The sequence below is a fragment of the Marinitoga lauensis genome (assembly GCF_004135675.1).
Taxonomy (GTDB): domain Bacteria; phylum Thermotogota; class Thermotogae; order Petrotogales; family Petrotogaceae; genus Marinitoga; species Marinitoga lauensis.
On record NZ_QHLX01000011.1, the window covers coordinates 1 to 14,104 of the forward strand.

Annotated in this window: 13 protein-coding genes and 3 pseudogenes; 7 read left to right on the plus strand and 9 right to left on the minus strand. The window is 25.2% G+C overall.

The annotated features are described in order from the left end of the window. From DJ007_RS20630 to tig, 3 genes are all read right to left on the minus strand, one after another. A partial coding sequence (locus DJ007_RS20630) for a S1 RNA-binding domain-containing protein (protein WP_368359940.1) occupies positions 1-101 on the minus strand: 101 nt, incomplete at its 3' end. 23 nt (positions 102-124) lie between these two features. After that, on the minus strand, positions 125-2,041 hold the full coding sequence (locus DJ007_RS13925; RefSeq protein ID WP_240739656.1) for a helix-hairpin-helix domain-containing protein: 1,917 nt from the start codon (positions 2,039-2,041) through the stop codon (positions 125-127). Between the two features lie 477 nt (positions 2,042-2,518). Beyond that, positions 2,519-3,799: a trigger factor gene (gene tig, locus DJ007_RS13930; RefSeq protein ID WP_165974202.1), complete on the minus strand. Its 1,281-nt coding sequence runs from the start codon at positions 3,797-3,799 to the stop codon at positions 2,519-2,521. A 188-nt stretch (positions 3,800-3,987) separates the two neighbouring features. Between tig and DJ007_RS13935 the strand changes: the two genes are divergently transcribed. From DJ007_RS13935 to DJ007_RS18440, 5 genes and pseudogenes are all read left to right on the plus strand, one after another. Further along, on the plus strand, positions 3,988-5,652 hold the full coding sequence (locus tag DJ007_RS13935; protein ID WP_129410111.1) for a GGDEF domain-containing protein: 1,665 nt from the start codon (positions 3,988-3,990) through the stop codon (positions 5,650-5,652). Further along, positions 5,645-5,821, plus strand: coding sequence for a hypothetical protein (locus DJ007_RS14995; protein ID WP_165974203.1), 177 nt, complete (start codon positions 5,645-5,647; stop codon positions 5,819-5,821). The genes DJ007_RS13935 and DJ007_RS14995 overlap by 8 nt, the downstream gene beginning before the upstream one ends. A 31-nt stretch (positions 5,822-5,852) precedes the next feature. Further along, positions 5,853-6,299 (plus strand): annotated as a pseudogene (locus DJ007_RS13940) (MBL fold metallo-hydrolase); the annotation flags it as partial. Positions 6,300-6,553: 254 nt separating this feature from the next. Further along, positions 6,554-7,096: pseudogene (locus DJ007_RS18435) on the plus strand (lyase family protein); the annotation flags it as partial. Between the two features lie 180 nt (positions 7,097-7,276). Then, on the plus strand, positions 7,277-7,606 hold the full coding sequence (locus DJ007_RS18440; RefSeq protein WP_240739657.1) for a hypothetical protein: 330 nt from the start codon (positions 7,277-7,279) through the stop codon (positions 7,604-7,606). Positions 7,607-7,898: 292 nt separating this feature from the next. On the opposite strand, the gene DJ007_RS13950 is transcribed toward DJ007_RS18440, so the two are convergent. The 6 genes from DJ007_RS13950 to DJ007_RS19545 all read right to left on the minus strand — a co-directional run bounded on the left by DJ007_RS13950 (position 7,899) and on the right by DJ007_RS19545 (position 12,542). Further along, positions 7,899-8,138, minus strand: coding sequence for an asparagine synthase-related protein (locus tag DJ007_RS13950; RefSeq protein WP_368359942.1), 240 nt, complete (start codon positions 8,136-8,138; stop codon positions 7,899-7,901). Continuing rightward, entirely contained in the window at positions 8,131-8,583 is a 453-nt protein-coding gene (locus DJ007_RS13955; protein WP_129410114.1) for an MFS transporter, read from the minus strand. The genes DJ007_RS13950 and DJ007_RS13955 overlap by 8 nt, the downstream gene beginning before the upstream one ends. 177 nt (positions 8,584-8,760) lie before the next feature. Further along, positions 8,761-9,318, minus strand: coding sequence for an MFS transporter (locus tag DJ007_RS13960; RefSeq protein ID WP_129410115.1), 558 nt, complete (start codon positions 9,316-9,318; stop codon positions 8,761-8,763). Continuing rightward, on the minus strand, positions 9,315-10,958 hold the full coding sequence (locus DJ007_RS13965; protein WP_129410116.1) for a phosphopantetheine-binding protein: 1,644 nt from the start codon (positions 10,956-10,958) through the stop codon (positions 9,315-9,317). The genes DJ007_RS13960 and DJ007_RS13965 overlap by 4 nt, the downstream gene beginning before the upstream one ends. A gap of 203 nt (positions 10,959-11,161) precedes the next feature. Next, positions 11,162-12,298 carry an AMP-binding protein gene (locus DJ007_RS13970; protein WP_129410117.1) on the minus strand — a complete coding sequence of 379 codons (1,137 nt, stop codon included), beginning with the start codon at positions 12,296-12,298 and terminating at the stop codon, positions 11,162-11,164. A gap of 118 nt (positions 12,299-12,416) precedes the next feature. After that, the gene (locus tag DJ007_RS19545; RefSeq protein WP_276318806.1) at positions 12,417-12,542 is read right to left on the minus strand and encodes a hypothetical protein; all 126 of its coding nucleotides are present in this window, start codon (positions 12,540-12,542) and stop codon (positions 12,417-12,419) included. A gap of 343 nt (positions 12,543-12,885) precedes the next feature. Between DJ007_RS19545 and DJ007_RS13975 the strand changes: the two genes are divergently transcribed. Both DJ007_RS13975 and DJ007_RS16415 read left to right on the plus strand, forming a co-directional pair. Beyond that, the gene (locus DJ007_RS13975) at positions 12,886-13,704 is read left to right on the plus strand and encodes a hypothetical protein (RefSeq protein WP_129410118.1); all 819 of its coding nucleotides are present in this window, start codon (positions 12,886-12,888) and stop codon (positions 13,702-13,704) included. Continuing rightward, positions 13,701-14,104, plus strand: a pseudogene (locus tag DJ007_RS16415) (hypothetical protein); the annotation flags it as partial. The gene DJ007_RS13975 and the pseudogene DJ007_RS16415, both read left to right, overlap by 4 nt.

The window sequence follows — 14,104 nt, forward strand, 5'->3', positions numbered from 1 at the left end:
TCTGATACATTTGATTTATGTATTAAACCGTTTTCTTTGATTCCCAGGTCAACAAATGCTCCAAAATCTGTTATATTTGTAACTCTACCCTGCAAAATCATTCCAACTTTTAAATCGTCCAGTGTTAAGACATCTTCATATAATAATGGTTGTGGCAATTCATCCTTAAATCCCTTCCGGGTTTTTGTAATTCTGAAATTATATCTTTTAAGGTAAATTCTCCAATTTCTAATTTTTCAGCTAATTCTTTAATAGCTTCTGTTGTATTGTATTTGTTTAATTTATTTCTTATTAATTGTAACTTTTCACTATTGAGGATATCTTCCTTTTTGAAACCCAAAAATTTTAATAACTCTTCAGTTTTTTCATAACTTTCAGGGTGAATACCTGTAATTTCTAAAGGATTTTCTCCGTCAAAAATTCTTAAAAAACCTGCGGCCTGTTCAAATGCTTTGGGTCCAAAACCCTTAACCTTTAGTAATTCTTTTCGTGATTTAAAAGGGCCATTTTCTTCTCTATATTTCACAATATTTTCTGCAAGTTTTGGCGTAATTCCAGAAATATATTGTAATAAAGCAGAAGATGCTGTGTTTAAATTAACCCCTACAAGGTTTACAACATGTTCTACAGTGTTTTCTAATTTTTCTTTTAGTAATTTTTGATTCATATCATGCTGATATTGACCAACACCTAAAGATTTTGGATCTATCTTCACAAATTCTGCTAATGGATCCTGTATTCTTCTACCAATGCTAATAGCACCTCTTACAGTAACATCTAAATCAGGAAATTCTTTTACAGCTAATTTTGAGGCAGAATATACAGAAGCTCCAGACTCATCTGCGAATATGTATTTTAAATTTAAATTATGTTTTTTTACAGTATCAACAATAAACTTTTGAGTTTCTCTTGATGCAGTTCCATTGCCAATAACAATAAGATTTAAATCATGTTTTTTTATTAATTCTAAAACAATTTTTTCAGCATTTTCAAAATCATTTTGTGGTGGTACAGGATATATGGTATTATTCTCTAAAAATTTTCCGGATTCATCTAAAGCAACTACTTTACAACCTGTTCTGTAACCAGGATCTATTGCTAAGACTCTTTTGTTTTTTAAAGGAGGTGTAAGTAATAATTCTTTTAAATTTTTAGAAAATAATTCTATTGATTTTTCTTCAGCACGTTGAGTTAAAATATTTCTGACTTCATTTGAAATAGAAGGGAATAACATATTTTTAAAACCATAATCAAGCCCTTCTTTTATTATTTTATTGTTTTCAGGAAATTTAGTTAAATAAGATTTATAAAGTTTTTCTATATATTTTTCTTCAATTGAAAGTTTAACCGTTAAAACACCTTCTTTTTCTCCTCTATTAATTGATAACACTCTGTAGTTGGGTATTTTATAAATTTCCTGAGAAAATTCATGATACATATCATATTTTGTTTTTTCTTCTAAAAATTTCTTTTTCTTGGAGCTTTCTATTTTTCCATATTTTAGTAGATCATTTCTTAAGGTTTTTCTTATTTTTTCATTATGAGCGAAATATTGACCAATTATGTATTTAACACCTTCCAAAATATCTTTTGTAGTTTTGACTTTTTCATTAACGAATTTTTGTGCTTCTTTTTCAATATCAGTAATTTCCTGAAGTAGTAATTTTTGTGCCAAAGGCTCTAAGCCGTTTTCAATAGCAACATCAGCTTTTGTTTTTTTTCTTTTTTTGTAAGGAAGATATAAATCTTCTACTTCACTTAATTTCATAGCACTCAAGATTTTCTTTTTTAATTCTTCAGTTAATTTTCCCTGTTCTTCTATGGATTTTATAACGCTTTCCTTTCTTTTTTCTAATTCTGTATAATATTGATATAGTTCTGAAACCTTTCTTACTTCTTCTTCAGTTAAGTTACCAGTGGCTTCTTTTCTATATCTGCTTATAAAAGGGATGGTATTTCCGTTATCTAATAATTCAATAGTATTTTTAATTTGCCATTCTTTAACTTTCAAATCTTTTGAAATCACATCTATAATATTCATAAGATCACCTCTCTAGCTTTCCACACAGCGGAAGGTCTAACATTTCTTCACAAAGTTAAGTGTCAGTTTGTAGATGAAGTACAAAGTAAAATAAGAAAAAATAATATGAGCGAATCCTTGAAAAATCCAAAAGATATTTATAGAATAAAAAAATAAAACGAAAGAAGACTCGCAGATTGCCTGAAAAAATCATGAATGAAAGCCGACAAAAAACAGGATGTTTTTTGAGCGAAGCTTTTGCAGGATGCAAAATCTGAGCGCCGGCTGAGAATGATTGATTTTTTCAGAAAAGCAATCAAGCGTCTGAATGAGTTTTATTTTTAGTCTATTTTTAAGGAATATGAATTTTCACCGGATGAGTGAATATTATTTTGATTATTTTATTTTGTCAGCAGTCCAACTACTTCGCGAAGCGAAGAGCTTTTGTGTTTTTAATTAATAAAACAGGGATTTAATCCCTGTTTTATTGAATTTTTATTAATTTTCTTCTTTATTTTCTTCGTTTTGTTTTTCTTCGAAATTTTCTACTTCAATGATTTCAACATTTTTTGAAATATGTTCAGCAACTTTTTTACTCAAAATATCCCACATTAAATTACCTAAAATTTCTGCGTTTGAATAAATAATTTCTCTTGCTTTATCGTGTGGAATTCTATACATGTGAGCAAATGAGTGTATGGATTCACTTAATTCTTTTTCTTCAACTTTCAAATTATTTTCTTCTGCAATTTTATTTATTATAGTCATTTCTTTTACAGATTTTAAAGCCTGTTCTTTTAATTCGTTTATGTATTCTTCCTCGCCACCATATTTTTCCACTTCTTCATCGTATTTTCCACTTTGTTTTACTCTTTCTAAAGTTTTTTCAACAAAGTCATCGATGGTTTCTTCAGATACATCAACTTCAACATATTTATGTAATTCAGCAAGAATGTAATTTTTAATATAATCATCTTTCCATGCTCTAAAGGATTCAGCACCTTCTTTTGATAACTTTTCTTTTAATTCTAAAACTGAATTTACTTCTGCGTCTAATGTTTTTGCAATTTCATCTGTTAGTTCTGGAACAATTCTTTTATATACACCTTCAACAGTTATTTGATATAAATATTTTTTATCTTCAAATTCTCTATTGATTTCAACATAGTCGCCTTTTTTCTTACCAATTAAATCAGTAACCATAGGCCTTTTATCTTCTTCATACAATACATATTCGCTTTCTTTATCCTTGAATAATTCTTTACCTTCTTCATTTAAAACTGTATATTTAACTTTTACTAAATCTCCAATTTCTGCAGGTTCTTCTTTTTCTTCTAAGATTGGATTTTCTTCTAATAATTCTTTGATTCTATCTTCAACAAATTTTTCAACAACTTCTTTTTCTGTTGGAACTTCAACTTTTAACTCTTCAAATTTTGTTGAAATGACTTCTGGGTGTTCGTGAATTAATACCTCAACCTCTGCAATCTCATTATCTAATGCAAATGATTCAATATATGGACCAAATAAAACCTTTGCATCCTTGAATTCTTCTTCTACTTTTTCAATTAGTATTTCTCTAACCATTTCAACAAAGTCTTCACCAAACTTAATTTTCATCACATTCTTTGGAACTTTTCCTTTCCTGAATCCATGAAAAGTATATCTTTGATTTAACTCTCTAACTATCTGATCTTCAGCTTTTGTAATATCATTTTTGTCAAATTTTACAAGATATCTTTTTACATTTTTTTCTTCTGATAATAATTCTTTTTGCACGCTCAACACTCCTTTTTTTATGATTTATTTCTAAACTATATTATACAGTGAATTTACTTTAATACTGTTAAAATTAGGTCAAAATAGGATTTCGAGGAAGTAATAACTTTTATAACTTTTTTGATTATTTGATTTTCTTTTTTAGTAATTTTATTGTATAATAATATGGGGAATGGGAGGTGAATGTTTTGAATAAAAAAAGATTGAAGGATTTATTGTTCAGCAATACATTTGTTATAATGGTAACATTAGGAATAATAATGATCGTAATCATTTTTGTAACAGAAAATATATTGTTTAAACATTTATACAATTCAACTATAAAAAGTTCTATTACAACCATTTCAAAATATTATAATAATAGTATGGAATATCTTGCATTTCATAGTGGAAATTATGAACAAATTTTATCGGAGATTTTGAATGAAGCATATTCAAACTATAAAACCGGTAATAAACAAGCTATATTTTCAATGCCAGAAATAAAATTTTTAGAAGAAAAAAAAATAATAAAAAATGTAAATTATTATGTAATAGATAAAAATGGAGTAATAATAGAGACTGATTATAATAATGATTTGGGTTTGAATTTATCATTAAGAGTTCCTGAATATTGGAGATTTTTAAAGCAAACATTGGAAAAAGATAAAAAATTTATAGGAAAAATCTCTTTTGAAATAAAAACAAATAATCCAAGAATATATGGATATAAAATGATGGAAAATGGTAATATATTTGAAGTTGGATTATTACTTAATGAAAAAAATATTCCTAATTTTTTGAAAGATATTTCTATTGTAAAATTCAATTTTATTGAAGGAGTTTATACTTACAATAATTCATATATTCCATTTTCTTCAAATTACCCATTGCTAGATGATGAAGAAAAGAATATTTTTACTAAATTAAAATATTCCGATGAAGAAATAAAAGATTATATAATAAAGGAAAAATCTGATGGTAAGAAAGTATATGTATACTTTAAATGGAAACCGCGCGGTAGTGAAAGTAGCTTTAATTTCATGGTTTTAACAAAAGTGGAAATAAATTTCTCTGATATTGTAAAAATAAAAAATTATTTAATATATATTTCAATGTTAGTTATAGGCGGATTCATTTTGATTTTTGCATTGGTTATAGCTTATAATACAAGAAAAGTAGAAAAACCTTTAATAAAACTAATAAAAAATATTGAAAATGGAAAAATAGAAGAAGTTGAAACAAATGTTTTAGAAATTGATACTTTGATTAAATATTATTCTCATTTAGTAACAACTCTTTCAAATAGAATAAATGAAGAAGAAAATGAATTATTAAATTTAAAAAAGAAGTTTGAATTAGTTGAAAAGGAAAAAGAGCTTTTATATGATATGGCGTTAAAGGATGAGTTGACTAAACTATTTAATAAAAAAGGTTCAATAAAGGTGTTTCAAAAAATAATAAGCAATAAAGAAAGTTTTTGTGTAATATATATAAGTTTGGATAACTATGGAAATGTTTTAGAACGATATGGAAAAAATGAAGCAAGTGAAATGATTTTAGAATTAGTTGGCATCATGCAGAAGACTATCAGGGATAGGGATTTTATTTTTAGAATAAGCGAGGAAGAATTTTTAATTGTATTAAGATATGTAAACCTTGAAATATCTCAAAAGATTTTGAAAAGATTGGTAGATTTTGTAAAAAAATTCAATATAACTACAGATAAAGTATATAAAATATCAATCAGTTATGGTCTTTTAGAATATAAAGGGCAGAATATTGATTCTATTTTTATTGAATCTAAAAAACGTATGAAAGAAATGAAAGAAAAGAAAAAAGAATTATTAAGAAGATTAAAAAATAATGATTAGGAGTAAAGAAAATGGATATATTTCCTTTTATGAAAATAAGGTTAGTAGAGTTTATTTGTTTATTTTACCTCCGTTTGGTGTAAATACTTATGTAATTACAACAAATAGGACGATAATTGTAATAGATCCAGGGAAATTTAATAGATTAATATTTAACTTTTTGATATAAGCTCTTTTAAATATAAAGGGTACTTGTTACACATACGCATTATGACCATATAGCAGGATTAAAAGATTTTAGCGATTTTGAAATAATGATTCCAGAAAAAGAAAAAACGGGATTGACAGATTCTTCTGTTAATCTCAGTTTTTTATTTTCTGATGAATTTAAACTAAATATTCACTATAAAGAATTATATGAAGGATACTATAATTATGGTGATTTAAAATTTTTAGCCTCATATTATCCAGGCCATACTCCTGGTTCCATGGTATATGATTTTGGTGATTTTATTTTTACTGGTGATTTTATTTTTTCAGAATCAATAGGAAGAACAGATTTTCCGTATGGTGATGAAAAAGTAATGTTTCAATCATTAGATAAATTTAATAAATATATTAAAACAAAAGAAGAAACTGTCCTGATAATGCCAGGTCATATGGGAGTTTGTACTTTAAAAGAATTGAAAAGAAATAATATTTTTTAAAATATGGAGGGAAAAAATGATAGAAAGATATTCTTTATCGCCAATGAAGGAATTATGGAATGAAGAAGAAAAGTATAAGCGATGGTTGGAAATAGAATTATCTGTGGTAGAGGCCTTTGAAGAAAAGGAATAGCGCCAAAAGGTACAGCAAAAAAATTAGAACCCAGGCAAAAATTGATGTAGATAAAATTCTTGAAATTGAAAGTGTTGTGGATCATGATGTGATAGCATTTATAAAATCTATTACAGATGGTATGGGCGATGAAGCAAGATATTTTCATAAAGGATTAACCTCTTCAGATATAGTGGATACTGCATGGTCTTTGGGATTAAAAAGAGCAGGAGAACTGATTTTAGAAGAATTGAAAAAATTAGCTCAAATTTTAAAGGAAAAAGCCGTAAGATACAAATATTTATACACAGTAGGAAGGTCTCATGGCATTCATGCAGAACCAACATCATTTGGATTAAAAATGTTATCTTATTTAGCAGAATTAGAAAGAAATATAAAAAGATTTGAATTGGCAATTGAGAATATCTCATTTGGAAAATTGAGTGGTGCGGTTGGGAATTATGCTAATATAGACCCTGAAATAGAAAAATAGCATTATCAAAATTGGGATTAAAACCAGAAACAGTAGCAACACAGGTTGTACCAAGGATAGACATGCAGAATATCTTTCTGCCTTATCATTGATTGGTGCGGGGTAGAAAGAATAGCAGTTGAAATCAGACATTTGCAAAAAACAGAAGTTTTAGAAGCACAGGAGCCATTTAAAAAAGGACAACGTGGTTCATCAGCTATGCCTCATAAGAAAAATCCTATCTTATGTGAGAGATTAACAGGTATGGCAAGAATGCTTAGAAGTTATACTGTAGCGGCATATGAAAATATAGCATTATGGCATGAAAGGGATATATCCCATTCTTCTGTTGAAAGGGTATTTTTACCAGATGCAACCTTAATAGCATTTTATATGGTGAAAAAAACTCAATATCTAATAGAAAATCTTATAGTTAACGAAGATAGAATAAAAGAAACGTTTGAGAGATCATATAATTTGGTTTATTCTCAAAGGGTTTTATTATCATTAATAGATAAGGGATTAAGCAGGGAAGAAGGATATAAATTTGTTCAAAAATATGCGTTAGAAGCGTGGGATAATAGAAAGAATTTCAAAGAAATTTTGTGGAATGATGATAAGATTAGAAGTTTGTTTTCAAAAGAAGAATTTGATGAAATATTCACACCAGACTATTATTTAAGAAATATCAATGAAATTTATAAAAGGTTTGAATTAAAATAGCTGCCAAAAGGCAGCTATTATTTTAGAAGAGTTTGGCTCCAGAGACCTTAAATAATTTTGTGTTTATTAAAAGATTATAATTAAAATAAATATTAATAAAATTTTTTATTTTAAATATTATTAACTGAAAACTTCTGAAAATCTATAAATATTTATTAACCACCACAATTCTTTTGGATTATAATCTTCTATTTTAGAGTAACTTTTTGTATTTATCAAATTAGAAATTATATGATTATTTATTATATTTTCCCAATTATTTTTACACAAATTTTTTATTATATAATCATACTTATTTGGGGTTCTGGAAAGGATATTTATATCTTTCGGTAATATTTTTTGGTAAAATTTTCTCATATGCTTTTCTTAATATATATTTTTCTCTTTTATCGAATATTTTTAAATTACTATCAATAGATAATCCTAAATTTAACATTTTGTTATCATCAACAAAAGGTACCCTACATTCGATAGAATGAGCCATACTTAATTTATCCTCTTGTAAGGGTATTTCGTATATACGTTTATTTATATTCCAAACTTACATTATTTTTTACAATAAAATATAATGAAATTAATATTATTCCAAAACCAATAATATAAAAACCATATTGAATAACGTATTTTCCTAAAAATCCGAAAACTAAGTTTCCAAGTGGCATTAATATACTTACAAGAGTAAAAATTACAGAAAATACTCTACCTTGATACTCTGAATCAACATTTTTTTGAACATAACTAAAAAAAGAAACATTGAATTGCCCTAAAAATAACCCAAATAAAAACGTACTTATATATAAGATAATAAGCGTTTTGAATTGAATTAATAATAATGAAATTCCCATGAAAATAAAAATAATTCCATTAGTAATTATTTTTTCATCATATTTAGAAAATAATTTAGAAGTTATAACTACAAAAATAGCCCCAGTGCTTCGAAAGTTAATGCTCCAGAATATGCTATTGAAGAATTTAATATATTATTTGAAAACAATGGAATATAAAGGTTATAACCAGCTATAAAAAATTTCACTAATGAAGCTGTTAATATCATGGTTCTTAAGTTTTTATTTATCCATATATATTTAATTCCGTTTTTAAATAAAACAATTCCGTTTTTCTTTTTTCATGGTTCTTTTTATTGTATTGATAATCTATAAAAATTTCAGAAACCCTGAAAATATGAATGTTATTCCATTTATTAGAAATATAATATATATTGGAACTATATTTATTAAAGAAATACTTATTATAGGAGATAAAACTTTTATTATATTTTCCACACTTGTAAACCACGCATTAAAATCTACAATATCATCGTTATTAATTACTTCAGAAACAATAGAACGACTTGCAATTGAAAAAATTGCAAAAATAGCAGAAGATGCAATATAAATCAATGCGATCATTTTTATTGAAGTATAATTAATGGAAATAATACCTAGAAAAATCATTAATATACCATTCATAAAATCACATATTATCATTAATTTTTTTCTATTCAATATATCTACAGTGGTGCCTCCAATTATATTTAAAAGTAACATTGGTAGTATTACTATTGATGATATTATTCCTATGATTTTAGTATCACCAGTTTTTGATATTAACCACCAGTTAAAGGCATATAAAAAAAACAAATCTCCCATATATGAAACAGCGTTTCCCGAAATTAATAAAAGTTGATTCTTTTTCTTAGAAAATATTTTCATAATAACACCTCCTTTAACTTTTCAGGTGCAGTTAGATAATAAACAAAGCAATTTTCTTCTTCAGTAAATGCTGTTATATATATCTTTTTAGCTGGAAAGGCTTTTAATGTATTTCGGGTTTTCTTTAACTTATTAATAATCTCTTTTTTTTCAATTTGACGAATTTCACCAAGATAATTAATTGAGACTAATACATTTAAATCATAAGCCACTTCCATTTTTTTCTGTAATTCGTTCATTTCAGGATAATCCTTAAAAATATATTGTTGAGGTTGATATCCATTTTCATATCTTTTTAATAATTTTAAAAATTTTTGTTCAAAAACATTTTCAGTCCAATTATTACTATACTTAAATACAACAGAGGTATGATAATCTCCTATATTTTTTGAAAAATCCTTGTTGTTAAAATTCCTATAATTCATAATTGTACTTGCAATTATATCATCAATTCCCATAATTTTTGATATTTTTGATAGGATCATTTTAACTATAAAAATAATTCTTTCATTATTTTTTAGATTATTAATAATTTTAAATGAATCTATTAATATTTCATCATCTGTATAGGGAACAAAACTATGTTTTTCAACTTCAAATAGCTCTTTTGTATATTCGTCCAATAAGAAATTATAGTTATTATTTTTTTCTTTTATTATTTTTACAAAATCTGAAAAATGTGGCCTGTTCTTATTTTCTATTTTATCATTTAATATATCAAAAAAACTTTGTTTTAATATATGAACGCTTTTTTGATCCATTATGTGGTGTGAAAAGATCATATTTAACCTCATGTGGGTTTCGGTATAATTTATATAAAACCTGTATAATAGATTATTTAATCTGTATCTTTTTAGAATATCTTCTATTTTTTCGTTGATTTTTTCTTCATTTATATTTTTAAATATTAAAATATCTTCTGAAATATCAAAATTTTTGTTGTGTTCAACAAAATACAGCGTATCTTCCTGTATAATTTTACTCCTTAATAATTCATGTTTTCTTATTAGTTCATTTAACGCTTTTGTGATTTTGCTTAAATTATATGTTAAAGGAATATCTATATTTATATGAATAAAGGAATTGAAATTATCAAAAAAATATACTTTTTGAAGATAATGGGTTTCATATTTCTTTATAAAATTACCACTGAGTATTTTTTGACTTAAAATTTTATATTTCTCTTCGATAGATTCTTCTGAAATATTTTCTTTTGTTGTCGAGATTAAATAATTATTATAATGATTTGATTTATTTATAGCTTTTTCAATGTATTTTCCCATTGAATTAATAGTTGGGTATAAATATATAAAATCATCAGATAGATTTATACCAAACTCTTTTTCTAAATTTGTTATTAATCTTATCGAGGACAAAGAGTCTCCACCTGGCAACATAAAAAAGGATAAATCTTCTGGAATATCGCTTTCATAAGATAATGTGGTTTTAATTATGCTCTTTATTTTCTGCTTTATAATATTATCTGAAATATTATTTTTGATCTCCAGAATTTGCATATAGTATTTTTCAAATATATCCTTTAATGATTTTATATCTGTTTTATTATTATTATTCAGAGGAATTTGATCTAATTTTATGTAAAATTCTGGAATCATATATTCATTTAAATACTTCTTCAATAAATTTTTAATTTTAGTACTTTCAATTTCTTTGTTTGAAATATAAAAACAAATCAATTTCTTTTTATAGTAAATTATTTTTAATTGATTTATATTATCAAAATTGTTATATATTATGTTTTCAATTTCTTCTAACTCAACTCTAATTCCATTTATTTGAACCTGTGAATCTCTTCTTCCAACAAAAATAATATTATTATCTTTTATATATCCATAATCCCTGTTTTATAATATTTTTCACCATTGATTAATATGAATTTCTCCTCTGTTAAATCCTTATTATTATAATATCCATCTGTAACTCCATTTCCACCAATCAATATTTCTCCTACGCTATTTTCATTGTTTTTTTCGTTTTTTATTTTTATTTTTACACCATTCAATGGCTTGCCAATTGGTACGCTTTTTTTAATATTATTTTTTATTTCATACATCGTTGCATATACAGTTGTTTCAGTGGGACCATATAAGTTATAAATATGCGTGTTTTTCAAAGACAGTCTGACTTTATTTGCTAAAGAAACAGGAAAAATTTCACCAGCTACCATTAAGTATTTTAAATTTTTACACTTTTCTGAAAGCATTGCACTTTCTGAAATCATACTTAATATTGAAGGAGAAAGGGCTAAGTGTGTAATTTTATATAAATAAATAATATCTAATAACTCTTTAAATAATTCTTTATCGGTTTTATATGGAATAACTAAACTTCCGCCACCTTTTATCCATCCGAATAACTCTGTCAATGATACATCAAATGTAAATGGAGTGCTAAGTAAGTATCTATCTTCTGAAAAAACAGGAAAATTTAAATGTAATACATTCATTATCCATGAAAGATTTCTGTGTTTAGCTAATATTCCTTTTGGTTTCCCTGTACTACCAGATGTAAACAGGAGATATGCATAATTATCTATATTAAGATTTTTAATAAAAGTGTTTTCTTTTATTGTTCCGTTTTTCACATTAATGATATTATTGTTAATAAATGAAGTATATTTTTCGTATCCTGAATTGACAAGTACAGGTTTATCTGGAAACATAGAAATTATTTCCATTACTTTATTGTTGGGGAAATTATCTGATATAGGAGTATATGCAGCTCCTATCTTAAAAAGAGCCAGTATTGTAAATAATAAAAATTCGTTTCTTTTCATTATTATTGGAATAATATCTCCTTTTCTTACTCCAATGGAATAAAAATAACCTGCAAGATTATCAGTAATTAAGTCTATTTCTTCATAAGAATATGTCATTCTTTCTGTAGTGATAACAGCAACTTTTTTAGTATTTTTAATTACCTGATTTTTAAATTCTTTTATTATATGAATATTATCCATTATAATCTCTCCTATTATATTTTAGTTATAAGACAGCCGGCTGAAAATTAAAATTTTTAATAATTTTTGATATAATACTTACGACAATCTTATTATCATTAAATAAGAAATTTTATTCCTAAATTTCTTGTTGAATATGAGGATTGGTTGAATTAGTTGATGAATAATCATAATCATCTCCAGCATATAATATATTGGAGAATAGAAAAAGTATGATTAATGTAACTACTATAATTTTTTTCATCCCATCACCTCCCAATTTTTATTTTAGCAATTCTAACATGATTTTCAACTATTACCGCAATGTTAATAAGTCTCTATTTATCAGGGATTTGATTTTGCAACAAAATTACATTTTTGTTACAAAGTTCTGTGTAACATTATTTGTGAATTGTATAATGTGTTTTAATAGTATATTTTATATAATAATTCTTTTTATTTCGCATTCTAAAAAATAGTGGCAATTTCAATTTTAAATTTTAGTAAATTATGTAACGATTTGATTGGTGATAATATATGAAAATTAATAAAATGTTTCTTAAAATATCATAGATATAGTCGAGTACGGAAGTTTTTCAAAACCTATTGTGAATTATATAGAAAACAATATTAATGATATTCCTTTAAAGTATTATATTTCTTTATTAAAATCAAAATGGAAAAGTGATTATTATTCAGCTATCGATTATGCTAATAAAACTATTTCAACAACAACAACAACAATATTAAGAGAACTTGCAAGGTATGAACTTGTGTTGTTGTATTCAAGAATGAATAATTTTGAGAAATCAAAAGAGATTTTCGATACATTAAAAAACAATATAACTAATATTTCTTCGTATGCAAGAAGAATAATTATTCCTGGATTAAAAGCTTTAGCAGAAAAATTAAATCAAGATTTTGAGTTTTTGAAATGCTACAGTGGATCATATGAGGAAAGTGATGTTCAAAGAGCAATAATAGAATATTCAAAGGCTAGAAGATTATTGTCTGAAGAAGAATATAATGAAGCTTATGATAAATTTATAAATGGTTTTTTATATGCAAGAAGATTTAACCACCCTGCAATGATGTGTGCTGGCTTAAATTCTGCAACATGGTGGATAAGGAATAAAGATAAAAAGAAAGCTTTAATTATAGCTAATTTACTGGAATACTATATCGGTTATTACTTTGACGATTTTAACTATATATATAACTGGATTGATACTATTATAAATGCAAAAGAATTAAACAATGATATAAGAGTCCTTGGTCTTTTAAAAATTATTCGTAATGCTTTAATAGCATTTCCAGATTTAAAAACACTTATGGGAAATATGCAATGCCCGGTTTTTAAAATAGAAGAATATGCGCTAAATAAAAAATTGAATTATTTTATTTATAAAAAAGCAAAGAAAGGTTGAAAAATAAAACTTTAAACGCTATGGATTTAAAAAGATTTATTCAAAAATATGATTTGACATATAAAAAAACATATCCGTATGAAATAAAAAATGAATTATATAAAATGCATATAAATAAAATCTTTAAGGATAATATAATCAAATTAAAAAAAGAAAATGAAAGAAAGATACCAAAATTGTTTTTTGCAACATATACAGCATTAATAGAAAAAACACATTTTACAAAAAGTCATGTTTTAAAATTGATTTTTGAAGGAGATAAAGATAAAATCATTAAATACTTTTCAAGTGATTATGAGAAGATGTATTTTTTTAATTTGATGCTTTCAGATTTTCATGAAAAAAATCTAATAAATAACATTTATAATAATTCACATCTTACTGAAGATATGCTTCCCGA

Coding starts and splice junctions, on each gene's coding strand:
- DJ007_RS13925 (WP_240739656.1), bottom strand. CDS start 2,041: ATGAATATTATAGATGTGATTTCAAAAGATTTGAAAGTTAAAGAATGG.
- DJ007_RS14995 (WP_165974203.1), top strand. CDS start 5,645: ATGATTAGGAGTAAAGAAAATGGATATATTTCCTTTTATGAAAATAAG.
- DJ007_RS18440 (WP_240739657.1), top strand. CDS start 7,277: ATGGTGAAAAAAACTCAATATCTAATAGAAAATCTTATAGTTAACGAA.
- DJ007_RS13960 (WP_129410115.1), bottom strand. CDS start 9,318: ATGAAAATATTTTCTAAGAAAAAGAATCAACTTTTATTAATTTCGGGA.
- DJ007_RS13970 (WP_129410117.1), bottom strand. CDS start 12,298: ATGGATAATATTCATATAATAAAAGAATTTAAAAATCAGGTAATTAAA.
- DJ007_RS19545 (WP_276318806.1), bottom strand. CDS start 12,542: ATGAAAAAAATTATAGTAGTTACATTAATCATACTTTTTCTATTCTCC.